This is a genomic window from Pseudomonas sp. UF-293 (assembly GCF_058245595.1).
The window spans coordinates 138,743-165,141 of the sequence record NZ_JBSICA010000006.1 but is presented as its reverse complement, the minus strand read 5'-3'; the positions used below and the strand labels follow the sequence as shown (position 1 = coordinate 165,141).

At 58.3% G+C, this 26,399-nt stretch carries 28 protein-coding genes, 1 tRNA gene and 1 pseudogene; 15 read left to right on the top strand and 15 right to left on the bottom strand.

Translation table 11 applies throughout. The features are described from left to right. Positions 1–450 precede the first annotated feature (450 nt). From AC4IHP_RS09710 to AC4IHP_RS09685, 6 genes are all read left to right on the top strand, one after another. Entirely contained in the window at positions 451–1,224 is a 774-nt protein-coding gene (locus tag AC4IHP_RS09710) for an ABC transporter ATP-binding protein (RefSeq protein ID WP_024011209.1), read from the top strand. A gap of 13 nt (positions 1,225–1,237) precedes the next feature. Continuing rightward, entirely contained in the window at positions 1,238–1,990 is a 753-nt protein-coding gene (locus tag AC4IHP_RS09705) for an ABC transporter substrate-binding protein (protein ID WP_042608621.1), read from the top strand. A 77-nt stretch (positions 1,991–2,067) separates the two neighbouring features. Then, positions 2,068–2,763: an ABC transporter permease gene (locus AC4IHP_RS09700; protein ID WP_016772144.1), complete on the top strand. Its 696-nt coding sequence runs from the start codon at positions 2,068–2,070 to the stop codon at positions 2,761–2,763. Further along, a complete protein-coding gene (locus AC4IHP_RS09695; protein ID WP_016772145.1) occupies positions 2,760–3,449 on the top strand; it encodes an ABC transporter permease in 690 nt (229 codons plus the stop codon). The genes AC4IHP_RS09700 and AC4IHP_RS09695 overlap by 4 nt, the downstream gene beginning before the upstream one ends. Next, on the top strand, positions 3,430–4,665 hold the full coding sequence (locus AC4IHP_RS09690; RefSeq protein WP_490831574.1) for a methyltransferase: 1,236 nt from the start codon (positions 3,430–3,432) through the stop codon (positions 4,663–4,665). Before AC4IHP_RS09695 ends, AC4IHP_RS09690 begins: the two co-directional genes overlap by 20 nt. 427 nt (positions 4,666–5,092) lie before the next feature. Then, positions 5,093–5,168: transfer RNA gene (locus AC4IHP_RS09685), tRNA-Thr, on the top strand. Between the two features lie 92 nt (positions 5,169–5,260). On the opposite strand, the gene AC4IHP_RS09680 is transcribed toward AC4IHP_RS09685, so the two are convergent. From AC4IHP_RS09680 to AC4IHP_RS09670, 3 genes are all read right to left on the bottom strand, one after another. Further along, positions 5,261–5,836, bottom strand: a complete 576-nt coding sequence (locus tag AC4IHP_RS09680) for a hypothetical protein (protein ID WP_490831573.1) — start codon at positions 5,834–5,836, stop codon at positions 5,261–5,263. Next, positions 5,833–6,345, bottom strand: a complete 513-nt coding sequence (locus tag AC4IHP_RS09675) for a tyrosine-type recombinase/integrase (RefSeq protein WP_490831606.1) — start codon at positions 6,343–6,345, stop codon at positions 5,833–5,835. Before AC4IHP_RS09675 ends, AC4IHP_RS09680 begins: the two co-directional genes overlap by 4 nt. 248 nt (positions 6,346–6,593) lie before the next feature. Next, positions 6,594–6,710, bottom strand: coding sequence for a phage integrase (locus AC4IHP_RS09670; protein WP_490831572.1), 117 nt, complete (start codon positions 6,708–6,710; stop codon positions 6,594–6,596). Between the two features lie 13 nt (positions 6,711–6,723). Here AC4IHP_RS09670 and AC4IHP_RS09665 point away from each other — a divergent pair. Together AC4IHP_RS09665 and AC4IHP_RS09660 are read left to right on the top strand one after the other, a co-directional pair. Continuing rightward, positions 6,724–7,039: pseudogene (locus AC4IHP_RS09665) on the top strand (site-specific integrase); the annotation flags it as partial. A 60-nt stretch (positions 7,040–7,099) separates the two neighbouring features. Further along, complete coding sequence (locus AC4IHP_RS09660) at positions 7,100–7,822, top strand: DUF8168 domain-containing protein (protein WP_490831571.1); 723 nt, start codon at positions 7,100–7,102, stop codon at positions 7,820–7,822. Positions 7,823–8,255: 433 nt separating this feature from the next. Here the strand turns inward: AC4IHP_RS09660 and AC4IHP_RS09655 are convergent, their stop codons facing one another. Next, complete coding sequence (locus AC4IHP_RS09655; RefSeq protein WP_422394740.1) at positions 8,256–8,435, bottom strand: hypothetical protein; 180 nt, start codon at positions 8,433–8,435, stop codon at positions 8,256–8,258. 462 nt (positions 8,436–8,897) lie between these two features. Between AC4IHP_RS09655 and AC4IHP_RS09650 the strand changes: the two genes are divergently transcribed. Continuing rightward, positions 8,898–9,179 carry a DUF3077 domain-containing protein gene (locus AC4IHP_RS09650; RefSeq protein WP_490831570.1) on the top strand — a complete coding sequence of 94 codons (282 nt, stop codon included), beginning with the start codon at positions 8,898–8,900 and terminating at the stop codon, positions 9,177–9,179. Between the two features lie 42 nt (positions 9,180–9,221). Here the strand turns inward: AC4IHP_RS09650 and AC4IHP_RS09645 are convergent, their stop codons facing one another. Beyond that, entirely contained in the window at positions 9,222–9,887 is a 666-nt protein-coding gene (locus tag AC4IHP_RS09645; protein ID WP_490831605.1) for an RES family NAD+ phosphorylase, read from the bottom strand. Positions 9,888–9,898: 11 nt separating this feature from the next. Further along, a complete protein-coding gene (locus AC4IHP_RS09640) occupies positions 9,899–10,306 on the bottom strand; it encodes an MbcA/ParS/Xre antitoxin family protein (RefSeq protein ID WP_490831569.1) in 408 nt (135 codons plus the stop codon). A 312-nt stretch (positions 10,307–10,618) separates the two neighbouring features. On the opposite strand from AC4IHP_RS09640, the gene AC4IHP_RS09635 reads away from it, so the two are divergent. Further along, on the top strand, positions 10,619–11,545 hold the full coding sequence (locus AC4IHP_RS09635; RefSeq protein ID WP_460122978.1) for a LysR family transcriptional regulator: 927 nt from the start codon (positions 10,619–10,621) through the stop codon (positions 11,543–11,545). Here AC4IHP_RS09635 and AC4IHP_RS09630 read toward each other — a convergent pair. The 9 genes from AC4IHP_RS09630 to AC4IHP_RS09590 form a co-directional block, all read right to left on the bottom strand. After that, complete coding sequence (locus AC4IHP_RS09630; RefSeq protein ID WP_024011198.1) at positions 11,462–11,779, bottom strand: AzlD domain-containing protein; 318 nt, start codon at positions 11,777–11,779, stop codon at positions 11,462–11,464. The genes AC4IHP_RS09635 and AC4IHP_RS09630 overlap by 84 nt on opposite strands. Beyond that, complete coding sequence (locus AC4IHP_RS09625) at positions 11,758–12,474, bottom strand: AzlC family ABC transporter permease (RefSeq protein WP_016772152.1); 717 nt, start codon at positions 12,472–12,474, stop codon at positions 11,758–11,760. The genes AC4IHP_RS09630 and AC4IHP_RS09625 overlap by 22 nt, the downstream gene beginning before the upstream one ends. Then, positions 12,471–12,848: a GNAT family N-acetyltransferase gene (locus AC4IHP_RS09620; RefSeq protein ID WP_042608609.1), complete on the bottom strand. Its 378-nt coding sequence runs from the start codon at positions 12,846–12,848 to the stop codon at positions 12,471–12,473. The genes AC4IHP_RS09625 and AC4IHP_RS09620 overlap by 4 nt, the downstream gene beginning before the upstream one ends. Positions 12,849–12,927: 79 nt before the next feature. Beyond that, positions 12,928–13,674, bottom strand: a complete 747-nt coding sequence (locus AC4IHP_RS09615; RefSeq protein WP_460122975.1) for a 2OG-Fe dioxygenase family protein — start codon at positions 13,672–13,674, stop codon at positions 12,928–12,930. Between the two features lie 230 nt (positions 13,675–13,904). Next, positions 13,905–15,191, bottom strand: a complete 1,287-nt coding sequence (locus tag AC4IHP_RS09610; protein ID WP_460122972.1) for an OprD family porin — start codon at positions 15,189–15,191, stop codon at positions 13,905–13,907. A 462-nt stretch (positions 15,192–15,653) separates the two neighbouring features. Beyond that, positions 15,654–15,866 carry a hypothetical protein gene (locus tag AC4IHP_RS09605; protein WP_039756463.1) on the bottom strand — a complete coding sequence of 71 codons (213 nt, stop codon included), beginning with the start codon at positions 15,864–15,866 and terminating at the stop codon, positions 15,654–15,656. 245 nt (positions 15,867–16,111) lie between these two features. Then, positions 16,112–17,218: an agmatine deiminase gene (gene aguA, locus AC4IHP_RS09600; protein ID WP_490831568.1), complete on the bottom strand. Its 1,107-nt coding sequence runs from the start codon at positions 17,216–17,218 to the stop codon at positions 16,112–16,114. After that, the gene (gene aguB / locus AC4IHP_RS09595; RefSeq protein ID WP_460122963.1) at positions 17,218–18,096 is read right to left on the bottom strand and encodes an N-carbamoylputrescine amidase; all 879 of its coding nucleotides are present in this window, start codon (positions 18,094–18,096) and stop codon (positions 17,218–17,220) included. The genes aguA and aguB overlap by 1 nt, the downstream gene beginning before the upstream one ends. A gap of 306 nt (positions 18,097–18,402) precedes the next feature. Further along, positions 18,403–21,315: an aminotransferase gene (locus tag AC4IHP_RS09590; RefSeq protein WP_490831567.1), complete on the bottom strand. Its 2,913-nt coding sequence runs from the start codon at positions 21,313–21,315 to the stop codon at positions 18,403–18,405. Here AC4IHP_RS09590 and AC4IHP_RS09585 point away from each other — a divergent pair. The 5 genes from AC4IHP_RS09585 to AC4IHP_RS09565 all read left to right on the top strand — a co-directional run bounded on the left by AC4IHP_RS09585 (position 21,292) and on the right by AC4IHP_RS09565 (position 26,363). Then, positions 21,292–22,053 (top strand): DUF3916 domain-containing protein, encoded by a 762-nt coding sequence (locus AC4IHP_RS09585; RefSeq protein WP_490831566.1) that lies wholly within the window; start codon positions 21,292–21,294, stop codon positions 22,051–22,053. The two genes, AC4IHP_RS09590 and AC4IHP_RS09585, sit on opposite strands and share 24 nt — an antisense overlap. A gap of 82 nt (positions 22,054–22,135) precedes the next feature. Further along, complete coding sequence (rfbC, locus tag AC4IHP_RS09580) at positions 22,136–22,681, top strand: dTDP-4-dehydrorhamnose 3,5-epimerase (protein ID WP_490831565.1); 546 nt, start codon at positions 22,136–22,138, stop codon at positions 22,679–22,681. A gap of 42 nt (positions 22,682–22,723) precedes the next feature. After that, positions 22,724–24,532, top strand: coding sequence for a sensor histidine kinase (locus AC4IHP_RS09575; protein ID WP_460122951.1), 1,809 nt, complete (start codon positions 22,724–22,726; stop codon positions 24,530–24,532). Next, positions 24,529–25,911 (top strand): sigma-54-dependent transcriptional regulator, encoded by a 1,383-nt coding sequence (locus tag AC4IHP_RS09570; RefSeq protein WP_460122948.1) that lies wholly within the window; start codon positions 24,529–24,531, stop codon positions 25,909–25,911. The genes AC4IHP_RS09575 and AC4IHP_RS09570 overlap by 4 nt, the downstream gene beginning before the upstream one ends. Next, positions 25,908–26,363 carry a YiiD C-terminal domain-containing protein gene (locus tag AC4IHP_RS09565; protein WP_490831564.1) on the top strand — a complete coding sequence of 152 codons (456 nt, stop codon included), beginning with the start codon at positions 25,908–25,910 and terminating at the stop codon, positions 26,361–26,363. The genes AC4IHP_RS09570 and AC4IHP_RS09565 overlap by 4 nt, the downstream gene beginning before the upstream one ends. The last annotated feature ends 36 nt before the right edge of the window (positions 26,364–26,399 follow it).

Below are 26,399 nucleotides of genomic sequence, written 5' to 3'. Positions count from 1 at the left end.
CGCAATATTTGCGCCAAAATGTTTCAAGTCCTTGAGGGCCGGGGGCTTCGGCATCCGATGCAAGTCCTTGAGTTTAATGGCTATTCGCCAGAGCGTTACCCGGCGACTCACTTTCAAGACGAATCAGCGCACCAGAAACACACAGATAAAGTGTGCGACGCACAGAAAAAGGGCGAATAAGGAACGTTCGGCCGGATAGCGCTTCCAACACCCCGCCAAAGCTGGCAACATCGCGCCTTTTTTTACGCGGCACCCTCGGGTTTGCACGATCAAACACCCGTTCGGTTGTTGACGGGGCGACAGTCTGCTGCGCCGATGCGACAACCCGCCACATGCCACCCGTTTACCGCTCGTAGCGCTGTTGGCTGCCATTGAAACGCTATGCTAGCTTGGCCGCCTCGCCAGGAAGGCCCGCCAACAGCAGGAGCGCAACATATATGAGGAACGCACATGGCTGAGGCCACGCCCGCGCTGGAAATCCGCAACTTGCACAAACGCTACGGACAGCTGGAGGTGCTCAAAGGCATCTCGCTGACCGCCCGCGACGGCGACGTGATCTCAATCCTCGGCTCTTCCGGTTCCGGCAAGTCCACGTTCCTGCGTTGCATCAACCTGTTGGAAAACCCGCACCAGGGCCAGATTCTGGTGGCCGGTGAAGAACTCAAGCTCAAGGCCGCGAAGAACGGCGAACTGGTCGCCGCCGACGGCAAGCAGATCAATCGCCTGCGTTCGGAGATTGGTTTTGTATTTCAAAACTTTAATCTGTGGCCGCACATGAGCGTGCTCGACAACGTCATCGAAGCCCCGCGCCGCGTGCTCGGCCAGAGCAAGGCCGAGGCCATCGAAGTCGCCGAAGCGTTGCTGGCCAAGGTCGGCATCGCCGACAAGCGCCACGCCTACCCGGCGCAATTGTCCGGCGGCCAGCAACAACGCGCAGCGATCGCCCGCACGCTGGCAATGCAGCCGAAAGTTATTCTGTTCGACGAGCCTACCTCCGCGCTTGACCCGGAAATGGTTCAGGAAGTACTTAGTGTCATCCGCGCATTGGCCGAAGAAGGCCGCACCATGCTGCTCGTGACCCACGAAATGGGCTTCGCCCGTCAGGTTTCCAGCGAAGTGGTGTTCCTTCATCAGGGCCTTATAGAAGAGCAAGGATCGCCACAGCAGGTGTTCGACAACCCGCTTTCGGCGCGCTGCAAACAATTCATGTCCAGCAACCGCTAACGGAGCAACATGCATGCAGAATTTCAAAAAGGTCTTCCTGGCCGCCGCCGTCACCCTCGCGTTCAGCGCCGGTGCCATGGCTGAAACCCTGAAAATGGGCATCGAAGCGGCCTACCCGCCGTTCAACAATAAAGACGCGAGCGGCCAAGTGGTCGGTTTCGACAAGGAAATCGGCGACGCCCTGTGCGCGAAGATGAAAGCCGAATGCTCCGTCGTCACCTCTGACTGGGACGGCATCATTCCGGCGCTGAACGCGAAGAAATTCGACTTCCTGATCTCCTCGCTGTCGATCACCGAAGAGCGCAAAGCGGCGGTGGACTTCACCGACCCGTACTACTCAAACAAGCTGCAATTCATCGCGCCGAAAAACGTCGATTTCAAAACCGACAAGGACTCGCTCAAGGGCAAGACCATCGGCACCCAGCGCGCAACGCTGGCCGGCACCTGGCTGGAAGACACCTACGGTGACGACATCAAGGTCAGCCTCTACGACACCCAGGAAAACGCCTACCTCGATCTGACCTCCGGTCGTGTCGACGCGATCCTCGCCGACAAGTACGCCAACTATGACTGGCTGAAAACCGACGCTGGCAAGAACTACGAGTTCAAGGGCGACCCGGTGGTGGAAAGCGACAAGATCGGCATTGCCGTGCGCAAGGGCGACAACGAACTGCGCAACAAGCTGAACGCCGCACTGAAGGAAATCGTCGCTGACGGTACCTACAAGAAAATCAACGACAAGTACTTCCCGTTCAGCATCTATTGATCTGACCTGTGGGACCGGCGCCGTGATCAAGCGGCGCCGGCTCCCGACTTTGCCTGCCGCAATTTGAACAGAAACCCATGATTATCGACCTCTACGGATTCGGCCCGGCGCTCGCCGCTGGTGCGCTGATGACCGTCCAACTGGCCCTCACCGCCCTCTGCCTGGGCCTGGTGCTCGGCCTGCTCGGCGCCTTGGCCAAGACTTCCCCGTACAAGCCGCTGCAATGGCTTGGCGGCACCTATTCGACACTGGTGCGCGGCGTCCCGGAATTGCTCTGGGTGCTGTTGATCTACTTCGGCACGGTCAACCTGATGCGCGCCCTCGGTGAGTATTTCGGCAACCCCGACCTGCAACTCAATGCATTTGCCGCCGGTGTGATCGCACTGGGCCTGTGCTTCGGCGCGTACGCCACGGAAGTGTTTCGCGGCGCCCTGCTGGCCATTCCCAAAGGTCACCGTGAGGCCGGCCAGGCCCTGGGCCTGTCGAAATGGCGCATTTTTACCCGGCTGATCATGCCGCAGATGTGGCGCATCGCCCTGCCGGGCCTGGGCAACCTGTTCATGATCCTGATGAAAGACACCGCGCTGGTTTCAGTGATCGGTCTCGAGGAAATCATGCGTCACGCGCAGATCGGTGTGACCGTGTCGAAACAACCGTTCACCTTCTATATGGTCGCCGCCATCATGTACCTCGGCCTGACGGTGCTGGCGATGACCGGCATGCACTTGCTGGAAAAACGCGCCGCTCGCGGCTTTGCGAGGAGCGCGCAATGAACTGGGAAGTCATCATCAAATGGCTGCCGAAACTGGCACAAGGCGCGACCCTGACGCTGGAACTGGTCGCCATCGCGGTCATCGCCGGCCTGCTCCTCGCCATTCCGCTGGGCATCGCGCGCTCTTCGAAGCGCTGGTACGTGCGCTCGCTGCCTTACGCCTACATATTCTTTTTCCGCGGCACGCCGCTGCTGGTGCAGTTATTCCTGGTCTATTACGGTCTGGCGCAGTTCGATGCAGTGCGTGAAAGCGCGTTGTGGCCGTACCTGCGCGATCCGTTCTGGTGTGCCACCGTGACCATGACGCTGCATACGGCGGCGTACATCGCCGAAATCCTGCGCGGCGCGATACAGGCAATTCCACCGGGCGAGATCGAAGCCGCGCGAGCCTTGGGCATGTCCAGGCCCAAAGCGATGTTCTACATCATCCTGCCCCGTGCCGCGCGCATCGGCCTGCCGGCGTACAGCAACGAAGTGATCCTGATGCTCAAGGCCAGTGCCCTGGCCAGCACCGTGACCCTGCTGGAACTGACCGGCATGGCGCGCACGATCATCGCCCGCACTTATCTGCCGGTTGAGATCTTCTTCGCCGCCGGCGTGTTCTATCTGGTCATGGCTTACGTGCTGGTACGCGGCTTCAAGCTGCTGGAGCGCTGGCTGCGCGTCGATGCCTGCCAAGGCCGCTGACACTTCCTGCGTGCTGACGGGCGAGGACTTACTCGCCCGCTTCACCGCGCTGGATGCTTTTCTGATTGAGCATCAGGCGCTGTGGAAACCTCGACCGTTCACTCACCTACAACTTCCATGGGAAGCGTCCTACCCGGAGTTGTCTGCGTGGCTACGCGGGCGGTCGCTGGAAGATGCAGAACGCGCGCATAACCATCCTGCTGAACTCGTGGATGCGCCTGAGCCGTTCGCTTCATTGGCGAAGTCGTCGGCGCAGCTGAGTGCGGTCGGTGAGTTGCCGGGGCGTGCGCTTGAAGCTGCCGGGCATCGTTTGAATGTCGATGTGCCCGGGCGCAAGTGGCAGCAGATTGAAGCGTTTGCCAGTCGTTTATCTTTCGCTTCGCAGCCGACGCATTGGTTGGACTGGTGTTCGGGCAAGGGACACTTGGGCCGGCGCTTACTGGGGTCGGGACAACAACTGACTTGCGTTGAATACGATCCGCTATTGGTCGCCAGCGGTCAGGCACTGAGTCAGCGTCATCACTTGCACGCCCTGCATCTCGAACAGGATGTACTCGCGGCAGACGCCCCAGCGGTATTGAACGCCGCCCACACCCCCGTCGCCCTCCACGCCTGCGGTGATCTGCATGTGCGCCTGATGCAACTGGCCAGTGCCGCAGATTGCCAGCAAATGGCGATCGCGCCCTGCTGCTACAACCGCATCAGTCGTAACGAATATCAGGCCTTGTCCTGCGCGGGATCGGCATCGCTCCTACAGCTCTCGCTGGAAGATCTGGCGTTGCCGATGAGCGAAACCGTCACCGCCGGTGCTCGCGTCCGACGTCAGCGCGACACCTCGATGGCTCGTCGCCTGGCTTTCGACTTGCTGCAACGGCAACTGCGCGGCGTCGACCAATACCTGCCAACGCCCTCCCTGCCCAGCGCCTGGCTAGACAAACCGTTCGCCGATTACTGTCGCGATCTGGCTGTGCTCAAAGAGTTATCCACAATCGGCGAGCCAGATTGGCCCGCACTCGAAGCAACCGGTTGGCAGCGGTTGGCCGAAGTTCGCAACCTGGAATTGCTTCGCGGATTGTTCCGACTACCCCTGGAGCTTTGGCTGAATCTGGATCGGGCGCTTTTCCTCGCAGAACAGGGATACGTTGTACGCCTCGGCACCTTTTGCGACACCTCACTCACACCCCGTAACCTACTGCTGCTCGCCGAACGCGCTTAAAACGTTACAGCCTGTGGATAACTCTGTTGATGGATTTGCCGTGGATCCAATATTTGCGCCTATTTCGTCGCCTTAACAACACTGGTCATTTTTTGTACACACAAATAAAAACCTGTAAAACAGGGATTTGCGAACAAAATGAGAATGGGTTCACAAAACCTCGCCTTAGCAGTCCTCGCCCCCCCTCAGTTGTGCATAAGCTGCCAATCAAAACGACATAACCGCCGAATAATGGGCGAGCCGAGTGAATAATTGCGGGTCACGAAAGCCGAAGCTGACCTGTACGCCCTGCGTAAATGCCTTACTGCGCGTGAGGTACAAAAGCTGCGCATAAATTTTCGCAGGGCCTGATTTTTCCGGAATGCAAAAATAGTCTGAATTCAGGGGTTTACAGGATCTACCCAATCGCTATAATCGTCGCCCACACGCCGGTATAGCTCAGTTGGTAGAGCAACTGACTTGTAATCAGTAGGTCCCGGGTTCGACTCCTGGTGCCGGCACCATATTCAAAGCCCCGCAATGCGGGGCTTTGTCGTTTCTGGGCTAAAAAACACCTCGCGTCAAATCGTGAAAACGTCCACAAAGTGTCCACACTTCATTTTTTAAACCAGTTCCAAGGCGCTAATTTGCTCCCCCGCTTGGTGGACGTGAGCTTGCGACCAATGCTGAGAATCCTCTCCAAAATATCCGCCGCGTCTTTAAAATCTTCTGAGTCGGATGATCCGCGATAGAGGATACCGCCGGGAGTGATATCGGCCACGACGCTATCCGCCAATTGATAAAAACGTACTATTTGAGTTGCCTCATGCGCGCACATACTGCCTAACTTCGACACGTTGGCTTGATATACAGCGTTGTAAGGTCTGGTGATATTGGCCGAAAACTCATAATTAAAGTCCTCCCGCTGCTCGTCACTCCATCCAGCTATTTCCTTCTCCGCATCTCGTAGCCCTTCTAGGTATCCACGAATCTCAATCAGCTCCACAAGTATTGCTACCTCAACCAGCAAAGCAGCACGGACACTTTTCCGCTCCCTCCTCACTTGACTGTGCCAAACCCACACTGGCCCAGCCACAGCCGTACACCCCGTCACCACGGCGACGAACACAGCTGTCCAGTTAGTCGTAGCAAGCGACTGCACCACTGGAGCCCAATCAATTCCCTCAGTCATTCCCCTTCCCCCTTATCAACCCCACCAAACGAAAGCGGATTCAAATTCACCACCTCAGCCAAATGCCCAGGGCTAAAGTGCGCATACTTCATCGTCATCGCCAACGAAGAATGCCCCAGCACCCGCTGCAAAGTCAGAATATCCCCGCCATTCATCATGTAATGACTCGCAAACGTATGCCGCAAAACATGCGTCATCTGCCCCGCCGGCAACTCCAACTTCACCGCCTCGACAGACTCCCCAAACCGTTTGTAGCAATCACCAAACGGCAACGCAGCCTTGATCATCTTTTGCAGATCACTGGAGATAGGAATAGACCGATTCTTCGACGACTTCGTCCGCGCATAATGAATTCGTCCATTGCGCACTTGCCGGCTCTGCAACTCCTCCGCCTCAGACCACCTTGCACCCGTAACCAAACAGATCCTGGCAACCGTCCCCGCCGCCGCTGAACGCCTATCCAACTCCGCCAACAAAGGCGGAATCTGCTCAGCATCGAGATAAGCCATCTCGGTCTCGTCGTACTTCAACGCCCGAACCTTCCCGATAGGATTCTCCCCTTTCCACTCCCCCAGCCGTTCAAGCTCATTGAGCACAGCCCGCAGATAGCCAAATCGTGATTTAACGTGTTCGCACTGACAGGCTTAGCCTTTTCACCTTTCTTGCGCCCACTGCCGATCGTCGACCTGACGAACTTGCCCGCCAGCCGATCGGCTCGATAAGGTGTGAAATGGCTTGTACTGATATCTTCAGCTCTTCAGCTCTTCAGCTCTTCAGCGAGTGGATTGACCATACGCTCAGCCATGGAATCAAGCGCCCGCTTGCGCTCTTCACCGCGCTTGAGCGTGCGGCCATGGCTATCAAACCAAAGCAAAATGAGGCATCTACGCGCTAGGGTTTGGGAGCGCCGTAAACGGCAATTCCGATCGTAGCGTCAAAGCGCTTCTTCATCGTGGACAGCCATGGTGGACCACTGCGGAAAACTAGCCTCGACACTGCGTGGTAACGATTCATCACGTTAGCGATTGCAGATGTACCATTAATCCGGAAGACCGCTTAGCCTTGCATGATTTGAAGCGGCGAGGTATCACTGACACCGTTGGTACCAGGGCGGATAAACAGGTAGCAAGTGGTCACAGGGATCAGGAGGTGATGGACGTTTACGACCATAGTTTACCGATTGTAAATCCATCAGCAGAATAGCCAGCACACAAAAACCGCTTCATCAAAGAATAAAAATTTCCAATAAGCAATGAGGCGCATATGGAGACTTATCTGATAGAAGGAACTGTCCACCCAGAGCGAGCCCAGATATCAATGAAATTTGGGTTTTCGTGTCAGCATCTTGCGAGCAACACGACAACCTCGATCAGTGTAAATATTCAACTGAACAAAATTGTCGCGTGGGTCGACACCGAGGCTGAATGGCCCCTTTACGACCTTAGAAACTTCATTAAAACAGCCATCTCAAATGAGCTTTCAGTAGTCGGCTTTCTGCACGGTTATGCCTATGAACTGGACGTTACGCGGATTGTTCAACGGGAGCGGGATATAGATTGGGTGATTGGCATCGATGTCCCTTGCATCGCTGAAAGGAACGCGTCACTAGATAAAGAGGCGATGTATTCACTGATCCGAGAAAAAACTATCGGAAAGGAAGGAACGTTGCTGCACCGCTGCTTCATCGATTTATCCATGGCCATGAAGCACGCGGACGACACCGGGTTTTACTGCTATCGAGCAGTGGAGGCACTACGACAAGACTGCATCATAAAATTTGGTCTTCCCCCTGGTGACAGAAATAAGGCCGCTCAATGGGCCAAGTTACGAGAGATTGCTCAATGTTCAGAAGCTACAACTCGAGAAATTGAAGCGGCAGCTGCCCATACGCGCCATGGCGGGATTAGTACCGCGTCCGACCAAGAACGTGCGAGGTTATTTACGATCACTTGGGACGTCGTTGAGGGATATATTAGAAATCTATGAATGACGCTAATCGCATGCGCGGAAAGGCACACGTAACACGGCCACCACTCCCCATTGATCTAAGCGGATCGCAACGATCATCATGTAACAACATTAGCGCTGACCTGTTGATTTTGTTACAGGTAGCAGCTTCCATGTAATTAGTAGGTCCCGGGGTCGACTCTTGGAGCCGGCACCATACAAAACGAAGCCTCTGCAGAAATGAAGGGGCTTTGTTGTTTATGGGTGTTTATATTTTTAGCCGCGTTTCAGCTTCAGTAGAAATAGCGCCTCTCCTCCGCACATGTCGATCTATACGCAAGACGCCCTTCTTCCACAAAGCACGGCTTTTGCCCAAAACCCCCGAATTTCCGCCTTTATGCCAAATTATGAACTGGCAATAATTATGGCGCGCCCATAAAAAGGTGTAATTGCGTGAGCAGCGTTTCTCAGCTCACTGAACCGGCGGAGTCAATGGCAACGCGGCTTCCCAGTGAAGAGTGCTTGATGCCTCGACGCTTGGGTCCTCCGCCGCAAAGAACCGCATCGGCGTTACGCGCGCGACCTCACCGGCCTTCATCTGACGTACAGACTCCAGTGAGTCCTGCTGGAATTGCTCCAATTCTTCGACCACTGATTTTCCTCTTTTTGCTGCTTAGAAAGGGCTAAGGAAAACTCGCGATCGACGAAACGGGTGGTGCGAAACCCTTAGAAATTCGTTGTAACGAGAAGCCACTACTAGCCACCGTTGCTCATCCGCCCTTCGCAAAGCTACCGTTCAGCTCGTCGCTGCCAATTCAGCGACCGGGCCTGAGAACCCGGGTAAGATGCAGGCGCACCAGCGCCCCAACTCACGTTTGCCGGCGCATTTTTTGTGTCTGCATTACTGTGCAATGGCGGCTGTGCGTGGGAGACCTTCGGGTCTGCCGGGTTCCTGTATCTCCGGTTTCTCAGCCTGCGCATAGCTGCCACCTTTTCGCCTGAGAACGAAATGGCAGCTCTCATTTGATACAGGGAGTTCACAAATGAAAGCCATTGATCCGTCACCAACACCGGTCACTTCACACCGCCCATCTCGAACGGCAGGTGAAACGAAATGACCAACTCTCAAGATCTGAAAACCCTCGGCCTCACACACTTTTCCTTTCAATCCAATCAAGCGATGTTCCGCACCAACCGTGGTGTGCCGGTAATAGCCGCCCTTTCCCACGCCTCACACTTGCTTCACATTTCACGCCTGCTCATTGCGGACACGTCAGTCTCGCGCGATCCGGACCTTCACGCTTATGCCTCGCAGTATCTGCAGGAGTTAAGCAAGGCGCTGATCGATGATGTAGTGAAAGTGATGGATGTGCCGCCGGACAAGCCGTTGATGTAAACGCCGGTGTCAGGCCCTCGCCGATGCGAGGGCTTTTGCGTTTCAGACCTGACTGATCTCAAGCACAAACGAAATCTTCTGCTGACTCGCACTCCACACATACCGCAAATGCTTGCCCTGCTTCGGAATCGATACCGCTGGAGGTCGAAACGCGGCTACACATTCATGGCCCGGCAGGCGAACGCTGTTGTAGAGCAGTCCCCACGACTCGGTTTCGCGCAGTTGACGGGCGAATAGCTGAGACGGCCCATAAGCCTCCGGATCCGGATTGTGTAGCTCGGGGTGATCGTGACGAATGTCGTGTAACGCTTTAACCACCCGATTGACGTAAGTCCGCATGGTCAACTCAAGATCCGCTTCCTGAGTCGCCGCAAGAAATCGCTCCTGGTGATAACAGGTTTCGGAGATGGCCGCGGCTTGGCTGCTCGCAGCGTAGTAAACGCCGAAGGTGCCGTCACAGAAACGGCTGCGTTTGCCGAGGTGAGTGAACGCGGCCATCACCGGGCTGGAACCGGGGCCGGACAGGCGATCTTCGGGACGTACGCGGGCGAGTACGCCGGCCTGTTCGATCAGGCGATCATTGGTCAGCGCTTCGATGGCGTAGGCAACTTCGAGGTCCTCGGGGTCGAGGACGTCTTCGAACAGCGCAATCGGCGGGAAGCTGCTGTTGACGATCCGGTAGGCTCGCGGCCATTGCACATCCACCAAATCGGGCACTTTCAACCGCGCACACCGTCGAGGTAGCGGCGCACATCGGCAATGTCGACCACCCGGCCCGCCAGCATGTAATCCAGCGCGGTTTTGCCGTTGAACGGTGCCGCCGTGTTGGGGCTGCTGACCCAATCGTAGGCGCGCTCGCGGCTGTTGCTGAAGATGATGCTCAACGCCTTGTGAATACCCATCAGATAAGAGATGCGCTCGAGGGTGTCATGGGGCAGGCGTATGTTTGGCAGGTGTTTGTATTTATAGAATGTGGTGTTGCCGACTCCACCGAGCAGGGTGCGTTGTTGCTCGGCGCTACAGCCCCAATGCTCCATGAGGCTGAAGAAGAACTTCAGCGCAACCCGGCCGGCTTCGGGGGCGTCGAGTTGTTCGCGTGGATTTAACGCAGTAGATGAAGTTGGCATGTGGCCGCCTCCAGAGAAATCATCATGCCTTGAGGTTAGTACATATCTGTACATTTACTCAAAATTAATACACTGATGAACAACCGTGCAGACTGAAAAATCCATACTGCTTGCGCACATTTTTTGATCTCAATCACCTCCATCCCAGCAAAAACCCCGATCCTCTGTCAGCCTCCAGCCATCGGCGGGGAAATCAATTCGCTACTAAATCCGCGACAACTATGCTCAGGTGCAGGAATATAGCCGGCATATGGCGCCGTTTCGGTCGTTTCGTAAACAACAATACCCAGCCCACTTCAGAGGGCATTACCCATGGATAGCAGAACCTTACGCAACCTCATGCGCATCGTGCAGACCGGCTCGTTGTCGGCTGCAGCCGAGCATTCGTGCCTGACCGTGCAGGCGTTGGCCGCACAGTTGAACAAGGTCGAAGAGCAGTTCGGTTTCCGCTTGTTTCGCCGTTCCAACAAGGGTCTGACGCTGACGCCGCAAGGCACGGAGCTCACGCCTTACATCGACAAAGTGTTAATTGCCACGCGACAGATGGAAGAAAAGGTCGAGGCGCTGAAGGTACCCGGGCAGCGGACTTTGAAGGTGGCGTTGAACAACACCCTGTCGCCTGATTTCAACCGGCGCATGATCGGACGCCTGATCGAGGTGTTTCCCGATTACCAGATGGAATTCAGCTATGCCGAGTCGATGGAGAATCTCAGCAAGCTGAAGAATGAGGATTTCGATCTGGCGGTGCTGATCGGCCCGCAGCGGCCGGGGCTACCGAGCATCGTGCTGCCGGATGTGCAGGTGCAGGTGGTCGGTGCGCATTGCGGTCAGGAAAACGATCCGCTGACCTTGCTGGGCAACAAGTTTCAGGTGCGTCCTGCGGAAGATTGTCCGTATTCCCACAGCTTCTTGCGCTTTCTCGACGCCGGATTGGGCAATCACGAGAACGGCCAGCGTATGGTTTATTCGTGCAGCGAAACCCTGACGCTGTCGTTGATCACGCAGATGGACGCAGTCGGCATGGTCTCGCGGGAAGCGGCGCAGAAGAACGGCTTGACGATTTTTCCCGGTTTCGAGGATTTCCTCGAAGTGCGCCTGGCGGTGAACAATCCGGAGTTGTCCCACCAGGCGCTGAACGACGTCGTTGATCTGCCGCTACATGAACGAACCGAGCGCAATGTACGCAGCCGTCCCCACCGCCACACTGAGAAAGAGGTTTTTGCTGAAATACGCACATAGCAACGTCGGAATCGCGGCATAGAATTCCGGGCGATCGAGCTGGATCTGCCGGTCCTTGATCAACAAGGGCGTGAGGCTGATCGCAGCGACGATCGCCACTGGCAGATATTCCAGCGCCCGCGCCACGAACGGCGGCCAGTGTTCGGTGTTGATCTGCAGCGGCAAGGCGCGTGGCAGAAAGGTCACGGCCATCATCAGCACCACCACCAGAATCAGGAACGTTTGGTCAGGCATACACCCACTCCGCAGCCCACAAACGTGGCGATAAATACGTTGAAGGGCGAACTGCCGATCAGGCTCAGCGCACCCATGCAGACCACGGCGGCAGCGGCAGCGATCAGTTTGTTGCGCGTGTTGCACAGCGAGACCAGCACGTAGAGCATCATCGCCGTCAGCGCGTAGTCGAGCTGATACTTGATCAAGTGCGCCGCGTACTGCGCGCAGACCGCGCCAAGCAAACCGCCGAGCACCCACGAGGTGTGACAAAACAGGTTGAAGCCGATCAGGTAACGCACGTTGACCGGTGCGCCCGTGCCGAGCTTGACGCTATGAAAGGCGAAGGATTCATCCGTCAGGCCACCGGCGTAAGCCCAACGCTCCATGCGACTCAAACCCAGCGCGCGCAGGGCCTTGGCCATGTACACCGACATCAGCATGTGCCGCGCATTGATCAGAAACGTGGTCAGCACAATGGTCGTCAGCGATGCGCCACTGGAGATCAGCGCCAGCGCGGCGAACTGCGAAGCGCCGGCATAGACAAACAAGCACATCGCCACCGGCAGCCACATCGGCAGGCCGGCGTTGACCGCCATCAACCCGAAGACAAACGACACGGTGAAATACCCGGCGACCACCGGGCTGGCTTCGGCAAACGTGCGCGACGGCTGATGAGTCGCCATCAGCGGCGCGCTGCCGGACCTTTCATTCATAGATCCCTCTCAAATGTCCGTTCGCCGTGAGGCTCGCAAAAACCCTGGGCGGTCCAGAATCGCTTGCCCGCGAGGTTAGCATCGTCGACGAACAGAAACATCCGCAGCACCCCGACCCGTTTCATGTCGGACGACGCCGCTTCGACCAGACGCTGACCAACGCCCTGGCTGCGGTAGCGCGGGCTGACGGCCAGATGATTGATCGTGCCACGACTGCCAAGCATGCCACCAAGCACCGCGCCGACGATCTCGCCGTCCACATCGAAAGCCAGATACGCCGTGGTGGTTTTCTGGATCAACACGCCGCGCAGGCATTTGGCGTCCTGCCATTCGCAGAACGACACTTCGTCGAACTGGCGGAAGAAGCGCTCCATGCGTTGCGCATCCTTGGCGGTGGCGCGGCGCAGGACCACTGGCATCGAGCACTCGACGCCGTCGATTGGGGTGATCTGATTAGCGAACAATGTCGAAAGCGGTCCCGGGCCGCGAGAAGGAAATCGCCAGAATCTGCCGGTACGCCATGGCATGGGTGTGGGTATTGCGCGCCGGGGTCACGTAATGGCGCATGTCGCGATCGAGGAAGTACGTGGTGTCGAGAATTTCCTCGTAGGTGGTCGCCGCCAGTTGATGCTCGTGGATGTCGTACAGTCGACTCTCGGCACCCTCTACGTTACTGCGGCCCCAGAAGTGCACACCGCTGAACGGATAGCCGTCGCAATGAATACCTTCAGGAGTGATTTCCAGCTGTTTGCCGGGTTTGATCTCGATGCGGATCTGATGGATCTGGCACTGCCAGATTTCATCGTGCAACTCTTCCGGCAGCACACTTTTGTACACTTCGAAATCGGTGTCGATCAGGCTGCGCATCACCGGTGAAGAAATCACTTCCTCGGAAAAGTCCTGAAAGTGCCGTACCACGCCGCCGACGTAAGCGTTGTTCTCTTTCGATTGCACGTAAGCGCGATGCTCAAGTTGTTTGAGCTCACGGGTTTTCGGGTTGTATTCAAAGTCGCTGTAACGACGGTAACGCATGCCGGCCTCGGCCTGACCGTAGTAGCTGTCAGGCTCCATGTTTTCCCAACTTTTGGTCAGTCTGACGAAGTCGGCAAAATGACCGTAGAGATTGAAGTCACCACCCTGGACGTTGACAAACTTGTCGCGCCGTAGCGATTCGCCCACTTCTCTGTTCAAAACGATCATTACCCAATTCTCCGCTGCGTTGAACGCCCTAATCTATTGGGTGGAGAATTTGCGTCCATGAGAAAGAATTTCAGGCATTTGAAGTACTGCTTGAAACGGAATCTGCAGCGCTTGAAAAACGACTTTTACATGACAAGAACACCGGTTATTTCCGGTTTTCGCTAAAAAACCGTCGAAAAAAAACCCCGAACGAATCGGGGTTTTCTCATTTTCTTACAGCGGATCGATCATCAGAAGATGTTGATCGGATAGTCCACGAATACACGCAGCTCGTTACCGCTGACGTTGTACTCGCTGGATTTCTGCGATACGCGCAGGATCGAGCTGCGCAACTTCACGCTCAGGTCTTTGGCCGGGCCACTTTGCACGACGTACTTGAACTGGTTGAAGATCTCGCGCTCGGTGCCACCTTCGCTGGTGGACGTGGTGATGTTGTCGCCGCGCACGTAAGCGAAGTTGTAGCTCAGACCCGGAACGCCGAACGAACCAAAGTCCAGGCCGTAACCCAGCTGCCAGCTGCGTTCGTCTTCGGCGTTGAAGTCAGACCAGTAGGAGTTGGCCAGATAGATGGAGTTTCCACCGTCGCCGACACGACCCTGATCTTTCTGGTAGCCGCCATAGGCGTAGCCCAAGTTGCTGTCGCCAGTGGAACGCTGATGCGCCACGGTGAACGAGTGCGGGCCGGTGGCGAAGGTGGCTGCCAGGCTCCAGATCTTATTGTCGTCGCCAGTTACACCGTTTTCGCGGACATAGGAGTTGTCCAGCTTGGTGCGATAGCCGTTGAAGTCCAGGGTCAGCGACTGATCCTTATTGAACGGGATCACGTAGTTGGCGTTCACGTACTGTTTCTTCAAGACGTCTTCAACGTCGGAGGCGTACAGCGCGCCTTTGAAGTGTTCGGTGAACTGATAGCTGCCGCCCAACACGTTGATCGACTTCAGACCGCCGCTGTCACGGCCTTCATCGCTCTTGCGCGACTCGGCGGTGAAGCGGCCGGCGTTCAATTCCAGGCCTTGGATTTCACGGGAAGTGATCAACGTACCGGTATAGCTTTCCGGCAGCAGACGCACGTTGTCGTAGCTCAGCACCGGCAGGGCCGGCATCTGATCACCGTAGGTCAGTACGGTGTTGGACACGCGGAACTTGACCGCAGCACCGCCCTTGGCGATGTCGTGGTTCGCGCGACCGTCATTTTCCTGTTTGAAGAAGTCGATGCCTTGCGCGCCGGTGCGACCTTTGCCGCCGTCCAGACGCAGCGCGTACAAACCAAAGGCGTCAACACCGACACCTACGGTGCCTTGGGTGAAGCCGGACGAGAACGTGCCGATTGCCGCCTGGCCCCACTCGGCTTTGTCCGGGCGGCCGTCTTTGTAATCACGATTGATGTAGGCGTTGCGCAACAGCACTTTGAGGCTGCTGTCTTCAACGAAACCCTTGGATTCGGCCTGGTCGTTAGCCATGGCCTGTGTAGCACTCAACATCCCCAGTGCGATCAGACTGATTCGCTTGTTCAACATTTTGTTTTCCTTATTACGGGTTGAAACGCGCTGTGTCGAACGGCTGAAACGGCGCTTTCTGCACTCTTGTATTCACCCCGAAACAAAAAAGCCCGCCGACGTTAACGTCATGGCGGGCCTGCTCCTTATTTTGAGTCATGGCGGTTAGCCACAGGCGTTGGGCCGAATCGTAGCCGCGCCCTGAACTGTGTGTCAATTTCAAGAATCGTCTTTAAATAGGCGAAAAACGTCTAAGAAAGGTAATTTTTTTGCTGGGCTGTTGCAGAAAAAACGAATTAAACAGGGAGTTTGAATTGTGGGAGCGAACCTGCTCGCGAAATCGGTGGGTCACTCAGTGAACTCATTGGCAGGGCTAACGTCTTCGCGAGCAGGCTCGCTCCCACCTGTGAATACCTGTAGATAAAATTCAGGCAAAAAAAGCGCCGCCATCCCGGCAGCGCTTTTGACCAATCCCTGTTGTTCCTATCCTTCCATCACATCCCACAAGGCTTCCAGCTCGGCCTCGCTAAACAAACCAGCGGGATAACGCTCGATCATCATCCGGCGCGGATCAGGTTGTCTGATCTGACGCGTTCCATTGGACTTCAACCAGTGCGCGACCAGCTGGAGCGATTCGCCGTTGACGGCCATGGGATGCACAGTCCGCTCGCTGACTACGTTCACTTCGGCGTTCATTTCAGCGCTCTCTCCCCGTTCATGAGCGGCTAAGTTATCCAAGGTTTGTGACAGAACTGTTGAAGTTCCCCGCCCTCCCTAGTGCACCAGGAGCAATACAAGAGGTATGCCAAGGCGCACGGATTCCCGACAAGCGCACATAAAAAAGCCCGCAGTCCTGATGGGCTGCGGGCTTGCTTTCATGCCTGGCGAGCTAACCGTTGCGTCGCTGTTTTACTAACCAACTCAAGCTGTTACGACTCAACTCACTCTTTGTGCGGCGCTGGCTGCTGTTGGGTAAGGCAGTGAATATTGCCGCCGCCCAGTAACAGTTCGCGGCCCGGTACCATCACCACTTCGTGCTGTGGGAACAGCTTCTGCAGGATTTCCCTGGCCGGCGCGTCCATCGGGTCGTTGAAGCTCGGCGCGATGATGCCGCCGTTGACGATCAGGAAGTTCACGTAGGAACCGGCCAGACGCACGGAAGGATCGCGTTCCTGCGAACCGTCCACCGCATCAACCCCGGCGCATTCTTCTTCGGTCGCATACAGCGGCCCCGGAATCGGCATTTTGTGCACCGTGAACGGGCGGCCCTTGGCGTCGGTGCTGCTTTGCAGCACTTGCATTGCGGCCTGGCAGCGCGGGTAGTTCGGGTCCTGTGGATCATCGGTCCACGCCAGCAGCACTTCGCCCGGACGCACGTAGCAGCAGAAGTTATCCACATGGCCGTCGGTTTCATCATTGAACAGGCCGTCCGGCAGCCAGATGATCTTGTCTACGCACAGGTTGTCGCTGAGTACGGCCTCGATTTCTTCGCGGCTCAGGTGCGGATTGCGATTGCGGTTCAGCAGGCATTCTTCGGTGGTGATCAGCGTGCCTTCGCCGTCGACATGAATCGAGCCGCCTTCGAGTACGAAACCTTCAGTGCGATAACGCGGGCTGCGCTCAATCTCGAGGATCTTGCCGCCGACCTGCGAATCGCGATTCCATGGCGCATACAGGCCGCCATCGAAACCACCCCAGGCATTGAAATCCCAATTAACGCCGCGCACTTCGCCCTGGTTGTTGATGACGAAGGTCGGGCCGCTGTCGCGAACCCAGGCGTCGTCGCTGGACATTTCCACCACGCGGATATTCGGCACATCGAGGCGCGCGCGGGCGTTTTCGTACTGGCCGGCGGAGACGGCAACGGTCACCGGCTCGAAGCGGGCGATGGCTTTGGCCACGGCGGCGTGCGCGGCCTGCGCCGGCTTGCCGCCCAGACGCCAGTTGTCCGGGCGCTCGGGCCAGATCATCCAGGTCTGGGTTTGTGGCGCCCACTCGGCCGGCATGTAGAAGCCGTCGGCGCGCGGGGTACTTTTCAATGTGGTCATCAGGACTCCAGGGAACCGTCGAGGGTTTTCAACGCGCCGTACAGATTCGGCCGGCGGTCGCGGAATGAACCCCACGCGCTGCGAATATGTTCCAGCTCGTCGAGGTTGAACGTGTGCACAAGAATACCTTCTTCGGTTTTATTCAGCTCCTGCACTTTTTCGCCAAACTGGTTGGCGATGAACGACGAGCCGTAAAAGGTGATGTCGTAGCCGTCCTGCTCTTCATTGCCGATGCGGTTACTGGCGATCAGCGGCATCAGGTTGGCGCCGGCATGGCCCTGCTGCACCCGCTGCCAGTGATCGCGCGACGAGATGGTCTTGTCATGCGGCTCGCTGCCGATTGCGGTTGGATAAAAGAGAATTTCCGCGCCTTGCAGGGCCATGCTGCGCGCCGCTTCCGGAAACCACTGGTCCCAGCAGATGCCGACGCCGATTTTCGCGTAACGGGTATTCCACACCTTGAAGCCGGTGTCGCCCGGGTTGAAGTAATACTTCTCGTGATAGCCCGGGCCATCGGGAATGTGGCTTTTACGATAAATCCCGAGGTTGCTGCCGTCGGCGTCGATGATCGCGATGCTGTTGAAACGCGCGCGGCCTGCCAGTTCGTAGAAGCTGATCGGCAGCACCACCTGCAACTCCTTGGCGATTTTCTGAAAATGCTTGATGGCGACGTTGTCTTCCACCGTCGTTGCCAGTTGCAGGTAATCCGGATTCGGCTTCTGGCAGAAGTACGGCGCTTCGAACAGTTCCTGGATAAGGATGATCTGCGCGCCTTTGGCGGCGGCTTCGCGGACCAGTCTTTCAGCAGTTTCGAGGTTGGCTTCCAGGTCCCAAGAACAGGCCATCTGCGTGGCGGCGACGGTAACGATACGGCTCATGAATCATCTCCGGGCTAGTGCTTTGACGGTTGAAGAATTCAACCGAAAAGAAAACGCGCGCACCGGACAAGAGATCGCCATGCCGGAGCAATGGCGACTTTATAACCGATAAATATCGACTTTAAAAGCTGTAAAGAAGGAATACCTCTGCTTCAACGCAAATTAAATCGATACAAATCGGACTTCAGACCAAAAACAAATGTGGGAGCGAGCCTGCTCGCGAATGCGCTGTGTCAGGCCACCGCATGTGGCGGCGGATACACAACTTTCGCGAGCAGGCTCGCTCCCACAGGGGATGTGCCTTGCTTACAGGCCCTCGGTAAGCACCCGATCCAGCATATCGACGAAGAAATCCACACTCTGGCGCGACGTCACCATCGGTGGCTTGATCTTGAGGATATTCAAGTCATCGCCGGTCGGCTGCATGAAAATCCCCAGCGCACGCAGGCGATCACACAACAATGCAGTCTCGGCAGTTGCCGGTTCCAGCGTCTGGCGATTGCGGATCAGCTCCAGCCCCAGATAAAACCCGGAGCCGTGCACCGCGCCGACCAGCGGATGTTTATCGATCAACGCTTCCAGGCGCGCCTTGAAGTGGCCGCCGACCACCTGGGCGTTCTCCCAGAGTTTTTCTTCTTCCATCACATCGAGCACCGCCATGCCGATCTGGCAACTGACTGGACTGCCGCCCGCCGATGAAAAGAAATACCCCTCGGCCTCCAGCGCCTCGGCGATTTCCCGGCGAGTGATCACCGCGCCAAGTGGCTGACCGTTACCCATGCCTTTGGCCATGGTGATGATGTCCGGCACCACGCCCTGCTCTTCGAAACCCCAGAAAAAATGGCCCATGCGCCCATAACCGACCTGTACTTCATCGGCGATGCACACCCCGCCCTGCGCGCGGACCTTTTCATACACCTGCGGCAAATAGCCCGGCGGTAAAGAAATGCCCCCGGCATTACCGTAGACCGGCTCGCAGATGAAACCGGCCAGTTGGCGCTTTTGCTCGGCAAGTTTCTGCAGGTGATGGTCGACGCTGCGCACGTAATCCGGCGCCGAATCGGGGCCACGGTATTCGCCGCGATAAGTATTCGGCGCCGGCACTGGATGCACCCAGTCCGGACGACTGTCGAGCGCTTTTGGGTTGTCGGCAATCGATGTCGAAACCGCGTCGGCGCCGACCGTCCAGCCGTGATAGGCCTCAAGCACGCTGATCATGTCGCGCCCGCCGCTGAAGGCCCAGGCCAGACGGATCGCCAGATCATTGGCCTCGCTGCCGCTGTTGACCAGAAACACCCGATCCATGCCCTTCGGCGCCAGCTTCAGCAGGCGCTCGGAAAACTCGGCCACCGCCGCATAGTTGAAGCGCGAGTTGGTATTGAGCAGTGACCACTGCCGCGCCGCGACCGCCGCCATGCGCGGATGACCATGACCGAGCACCGCGACGTTGTTGAGCATGTCGAGATATGAACGGCCGTGCATGTCGATCAAATGATTGCGCCAGCCGCGCTCAATACGAGGTGGATCGACGTAATAGTGTTTTTGCGTGCGGGCGAAACTGGCGTCGCGGCGTTCGAGCAGGGTTTTCGCGTCCAGCTCCGGCTCGGCGTCGCAGGCCAGCCCGAGCAAGGTCGCCGGCGACGGGCACAACGCCTGCCACGCGGATGCACGGGACGGCGTGCAGAACAGTGGCGCGTCGAGCTCTGCTTCTCGGCACAACTGCACAATCAGCGGCCCAGTGACTTCACCGAGTTTCTGGCCTTTATCCAGTGCCGCGCCATGGTCGACAACTGGCGTCACGCCCCACAGGCGAACACTGAACTGTGGGCCATCGAGTTGCAGCGCACCGTTTGCCGCTTGCTTCAGAACGCCGGCGAACGGCGTTTGCACTTCGCTTCCAGACGGCACACGCAATTCGACATGCAATGGGAACGTGTCCGGCTCAGTCGCGCTGTCCGGCCGAGTACGTGACAAGCGGTACTGGCCATAACGCGTCGCCGCCAGCCCATGCACCGCTGCGGCTTCTGTCAGCAAGCGCTGATCGCTGCCCGGCTGCTCCCAGTTGCCAGCCTCGAAGTGCGGGCTCAGCACGCCCAGATCGATCAGCGCAAATTCGCGCCCGACCAGTGCGGGCAACAGCGGCGCGAATTCTGCGTGTTCGTTCCTCGGTAAGGTCTGGCCCACGGCAGTGAGAATGGCCGCCTCCATCAATGCCAGTGGCACCGAGGTCGCGACACGGAAGATCTCCCATTCATGACTCAGATTGTCGCGGCTGTAGGTATTGGTGGGATCGATGCTCACCTGTTGCTCGCCACTGAGCACCAGCACCGCCGATCGCGCCACGATCAATGGCCACAGCGCTTGCAACTCTGCGTACTGCAACGGATTGACCGCGTGATACGCCTTGACTGCTGGCAGGATGACAAACGGATCGCCATCGGCGTGATGCAGCAATGCCGCACAGGTCACCGACAGATCGGTGATGCGCCAAGTGCGTACCAGATCACCGAAGTCGATAACCCCCTGCAGTTGCCAATGCCGCTGGGTATCGCGCGCCCAGACGACGTTGTCATCGGTGATATCCATGTGAATCGCCTGCACCGGCAGTTTGTCCAGCAACGGCTGCAAACGGCGCTCGGCCTGCTCGGCGGCAGCGCTGATCGCCGCACGCTGTTGCGCGTCTGTGATGACCGGCATCAGATGACCGATCAAAGCGTTGGCGTGACGCGCGTCCCACTGCAAGGTGCGCTCAAGGCCCGGGTGATCGAAGCCTGCCAGGGCCAGATCCATCTCGCCACAGAGCCGGCCAAACCCGGCGACGACGTCCTGGCCAAGATGAGCGAAATTGGTTAACGGCTGCCCTTCGATGTACTCCAGCAACCGAACATGTACCGCTTCGCCATTGGCTTGCAGCGACAACAGATCTGCACCGTTATTGGCAGCGATCACGCGCGGTACTTTGATCGCCGAGTGCTCGGCCAAGTATTTGAGTCCTGCGTGCTGGGCTTGCAGCTCCACAAGGGCGTAATCGCCACGACAGACTTTCAACACGAAGCGCCCACGCGCACTGTCGACGCGATAATTCAGATCCTGCTGACTGCCCAGCGCCTGCAGCGTGCCGCTGAGCCCGTAATGTTCGGCCAGCCATTGCAGCGCCTGCGCCTCTGAAACCTGCGGACCGGGCAAACTGGCGCGATGAATCAACGTGGCGAGCGGCATGAAACGACCCCTGAAGTTTTATTAGGCGCTTATATCGCCATTGCCTCAGCGGTTACGCAACCCCTCATGACGTTGGCCGGTCAAACGAAAAGCGGCAATGCCGTCGCCGAAAGCCGTCCAGGCAAACTTTCCTACAAGACATTCAGATTGTGTTTCAGTGCAGCTCTGTGCAATCTGCGCCGCAAATTCACAGCACGGATGCAAGCCCACGTCATGTCCCATCGTCGCCTCGCCCTTACGGACAAAAAAGTCCGCAATATCCCTCGCCGCTTGCGAGCTCTGGCCGCTTGGGCCGCCGATTTCGAGGGGTATTTTCCAGCTGACCTTACTCTTGAGGACAAATACTGGAACTGGAAAATTCCGATCCACATGGCGATGGTTGAAGGAAAACAGGCAACAACCGATCTGAAAAGGCAATGTGCCCAGCACTTGATCGACGCGGCACAGCACATTCGCCTGGCTCGCCCGGAGCATGCGCTTGATTGCAAAGTGGTCGCAGCCCTTTGTGTTCCCGGCATGTTTTCCAGCGAAATCTGTATCTATACGGATCTGGAATACCACCGCGGTCATATCCCGGCCTCCGACAGCGAATATGTCGAAACCGGCAAAAGCCTGGCTCAGGAATGGGGGCTTGTGTTGCCACAGGGCATGGGCGAACGAGGTTTGCGCTACGAGGTTGAAGGCTGGGATGGGCAGACTTATGAAGAGGAACGCTGGTATTTTGGCGAGGTCGATTGACGCTACGGCGCAGTCCGCGCTCGCGCCCGGCAGCACTTTGCGCAAGAATGTCGGCCATTCACACCTATCACTGGAAATCCTCATGAATGTCATCACCACCGACCTGCCCGGTGTTCTGATCATCGAACCCAAGGTGTTCGGCGACGAGCGCGGTTTTTTCTACGAGAGTTTCAACGCCAAGGCGTTCCAGGAAGCCACCGGTCTGGATACGCAATTTGTCCAGGACAACCATTCGCGCTCGCAAAAAGGCGTGCTGCGTGGCCTGCATTACCAGTTGCAGAACACTCAGGGCAAACTGGTTCGCGTGACCGTGGGTGAAGTGCTCGACGTGGCAGTGGACATTCGTCGCAGCTCGCCGCATTTCGGTAAATCGGTGGCGGTGCGCCTGTCGGCGGAAAACCATCGTCAGCTGTGGGTACCGGAAGGTTTCGCTCACGGTTTCGTGGTGCTGAGCGAGTTCGCCGAATTCCTCTACAAGACCACCAACTACTACGACCCCTCTTCCGAGCGCAGCATTCGCTGGGACGACCCGGCGCTGGGCATCGACTGGCAATTGGACGAAGCGCCGAAGCTGTCGGCCAAGGATCAGGCGGCCGCGCTGCTCAAGGACGCTGACGTCTTCGCCTGAGGCCGGGCATAATGCGCCTGTCCCTACAGGCGCATCCGGCTCATGAAACCAACCCTCCCCCGCAGACCTCGCTGGCGCAGCCTCGCGCTGTTGGCCCTGTGCCTGGCGCCGCTGCTATGGCCGTTGGAACACCTCGCCGAACGCTACTACCGCAGCGAACTCGCCGGGCAGAATCGCCAGACCCTCGATCTCTACGTCGCCAACCTGCTCGGTACCCTGCATCGCTATGAAGTGTTGCCGCAGATTCTCGGCGATCTGCCGGCCCTGCGTGCCGTGCTTGGTGCGCCGGACGACGGCGTCACCCAAGGCAACGCCAATCGCCTGCTGAAAAACATTGCTGCGCAGACCGGCGCTGAAGTCATGTACCTGATGGACACGTCCGGCCAGACCCTGGCGGCATCGAACTGGGACAAGCGTGACAGCTTCGTCGGGCGCAATTTCGCCTTTCGCCCGTATTTCAGTGAAGCCATGGCCGGGCGCCTCGGACGCTTCTTCGGTCTCGGCACCACTTCGGCCAAACGCGGCTACTTTTTCGCCGCTGCGGTGCGCAACGGCGAGAAAATCATCGGCGTGCTGGTGATCAAGGTCGACCTCGACCACACCGAAAGCCTGTGGGGCAAAACTCCGGAACAATTGTTGGTCACCGACCATAACGGCGTGGTCATCCTGACGTCGCGTCCGGAATGGCGCTTCCGCTCCACTCGCGGGTTGAGCGATGCCGAGCGCGCTGCAATCACCGCGATCCAGCCCTACCCGACCCGCGAACCACGGCCGCTGAATCTAAGCCCCGACGCCTGGCTGACGCAGACTCACGACATCGCCGAAACCGGCTGGAGCGTAAGCATTCTCGCCCCGCGCACACTGATCGATCGCCCCGTGCGAACGGTAGTCGCGATCGGCGGCGCCACGCTGTTGGTGGTCATGCTGCTGGTGGGTCTGATGATGCAGCGTCGCCGGCATTACCTGGAGCGCATCGCTTTTGAGGCCAAGGCGCGCCGCGAGCTGGAGGGTCGGGTTGCCGAACGTACCAGTGATCTGGAAGGCCTCAACCGCCGTTTGAAGCAGGAGGTGCTTGAGCGCGAGCACGCCCAGCAGGAGCTGGTGCGCGCTCAGGACGATCTGGTTCAGGCCGGCAAACTGTCGGCGCTGGGCACCATGTCGGCGAGCATCAGTCACGAACTCAATCAGCCGCTGGCGGCGATTCGCAGTTATGCGGAAAACGCCGAAGTGCTGCTCGATCATCAGCGCACCGACGACGCGCGTGGCAACCTCAAGCTGATCAGCGAACTGACCGGGCGCATGGCCTCGATCATCGCCCACCTGCGCGCCTTCGCCCGCCGCGATCGCCACGCACCGGAAAGCGTCGCCCTGCAACCGGCGCTGGACGACGCGCTGGCCTTACTCGCCAAACGTCGGCGCAGCATGGAAGTTGAGCTGATCCGCGACTTGCCCGCAGCCACGCTGTGGGTCGAGGCCGGCGAAACCCGCTTGCGCCAGGTGCTGGGCAATCTACTGGCCAATGCTCTCGATGCCCTGACCGAAAAAGGCCCGCCGCGCAAATTGTGGCTGAGTGCCGAAGCCACCGCCGACGGCGTCAATCTGTACATTCGCGACAACGGCCCCGGGTTCTGCATGGAAGCCCTTGGCCGCGCCAGCGAGCCCTTCTACACCACCAAGACCCGCACCCAGGGTCTGGGTCTGGGGCTGGCCATTTGTGAAACGCTGATGCGCGCCTTTGGTGGCGAGCTGTCGTTCGCCAACCACAAGCAAGGCGGCGCCCTGATCACCCTGCGCCTGCGCGCCGGTGCGCCCGGAGTCAGCCTGCAACCGTCCGAGGATCGAAGTGCATGACCATCGACAATCGCATCCAGGTAGTGTTGATCGACGACGATCCGCACCTGCGCCAGGCCCTCGGCCAGACCCTGGACCTGGCCGGCCTGAAAATCCTGCCGCTGTCCGAAGCCAAGGGCCTGGCCGCGCAACTTGAGCGTGACTGGCCGGGCGTGGTGGTCAGCGACATCCGCATGCCGGGCATGGACGGCCTCGAACTGTTAAGCGAGTTGCACGCCCAGGACCCCGAGTTACCGGTGCTGCTGATCACCGGCCATGGTGACGTACCGCTGGCGGTGCAAGCGATGCGCGCCGGCGCTTACGATTTTCTGGAAAAACCCTTCGCCAGCGACGCGCTGCTCGACAGCGTTCGTCGCGCCCTCTCGTTACGGCGGCTGGTGCTGGACAACCGCAGCCTGCGTCTGGCCTTGAGCGACCGCAACGAACTGAGCGCGCGGCTGGTGGGGCACTCGACGCCAATGCTGCGCCTGCGTGAGCAGATCGGTGCGCTGGCGGCGACCAAGGCCGATGTGCTGATCCTCGGCGAGACCGGTGCCGGCAAAGAGGTGGTGGCCCGCGCGCTGCATGATTTGTCGAGCCGCCGCAATGGCCCGTTCGTGGCGATCAACGCCGGCGCCCTGGCCGAATCGGTGGTGGAAAGCGAGCTGTTCGGCCACGAGCCCGGCGCCTTCACCGGCGCGCAGAAGCGTCGCATCGGCAAATTCGAATTCGCCAACGGCGGCACGCTGTTTCTCGACGAAATCGAAAGCATGAGCATGGACGTGCAAGTGAAACTGCTGCGCATGCTCCAGGAGCGGGTCGTCGAGCGCCTGGGCGGCAATCAGTTGATCCCGCTGGACATCCGCGTCATTGCCGCGACCAAGGAAGACCTGCGCCAGGCAGCAGATCAGGGCCGCTTCCGCGCCGACTTGTATTACCGCCTCAATGTCGCGCCGCTGCGCATCCCACCGTTGCGCGAACGCGGCGAAGACGCACTGGTGCTGTTCCAGCATTACGCCGATGAAGCCAGCGCCCGCCACGGCTTGCCGCCCCACGAACTGCAACCGGCGCAACGCGCCCTGCTGCTGCGCCACACCTGGCCGGGCAATGTACGTGAACTGCAAAATGCCGCCGAACGCTTCGCCCTCGGGCTTGAGCTGGCACTGGACAACAGCGCTGATGGCAGCGGTGGCACGCCGGTAGAAGTGGTCAGTGGCGGCCTCAGCGAGCAAGTGGAAAACTTCGAGAAATCGCTGATCGCCGCCGAACTGGCGCGCTCGCACAGCTCGGTGCGCAGCCTCGCCGAAGCCTTGGGTATTCCGCGCAAGACTCTGCATGACAAGCTGCGCAAACACGGTCTGAATTTCGGCGACAGCAGCCACGGGGACGACAACGAATGAGCAGCGAAAGCGAATACCTGCAAACGGTGCTGCATCACGACATTCCGCTGACCGCCGAGATGGGTCTTGAGGTGCTCGAGTGGCGCGAGCAGCAACTGAGCCTGCACCTGCCCCTCGCACCCAACGTCAATCACAAGAGCACCATGTTTGGCGGCAGCCTGTACTGCGGCGCGGTGCTGGCCGGTTGGGGCTGGTTGCATCTACGTTTGAAGGAAGAAGGGATTACCGACGGACACATCGTCATTCAGGAAGGGCAGATCAGTTATCCGCTGCCGGTAACCGGTGACGCCGTGGCCCTCTGTCCGGCACCGGATGCGGCCGTGTGGAAGCGCTTTGTGGCGATGTATCGGCGTTATGGGCGAGCACGGTTGACGCTGGATACGCGGATCCTGAATGCGGGAAGCAAGGACGATGCGGTGAGGTTTACCGGGCAATATGTCTTGCACCGGTGAAGCACAAGATCGTCCAAACTCGGGCCGCGTTCGGAC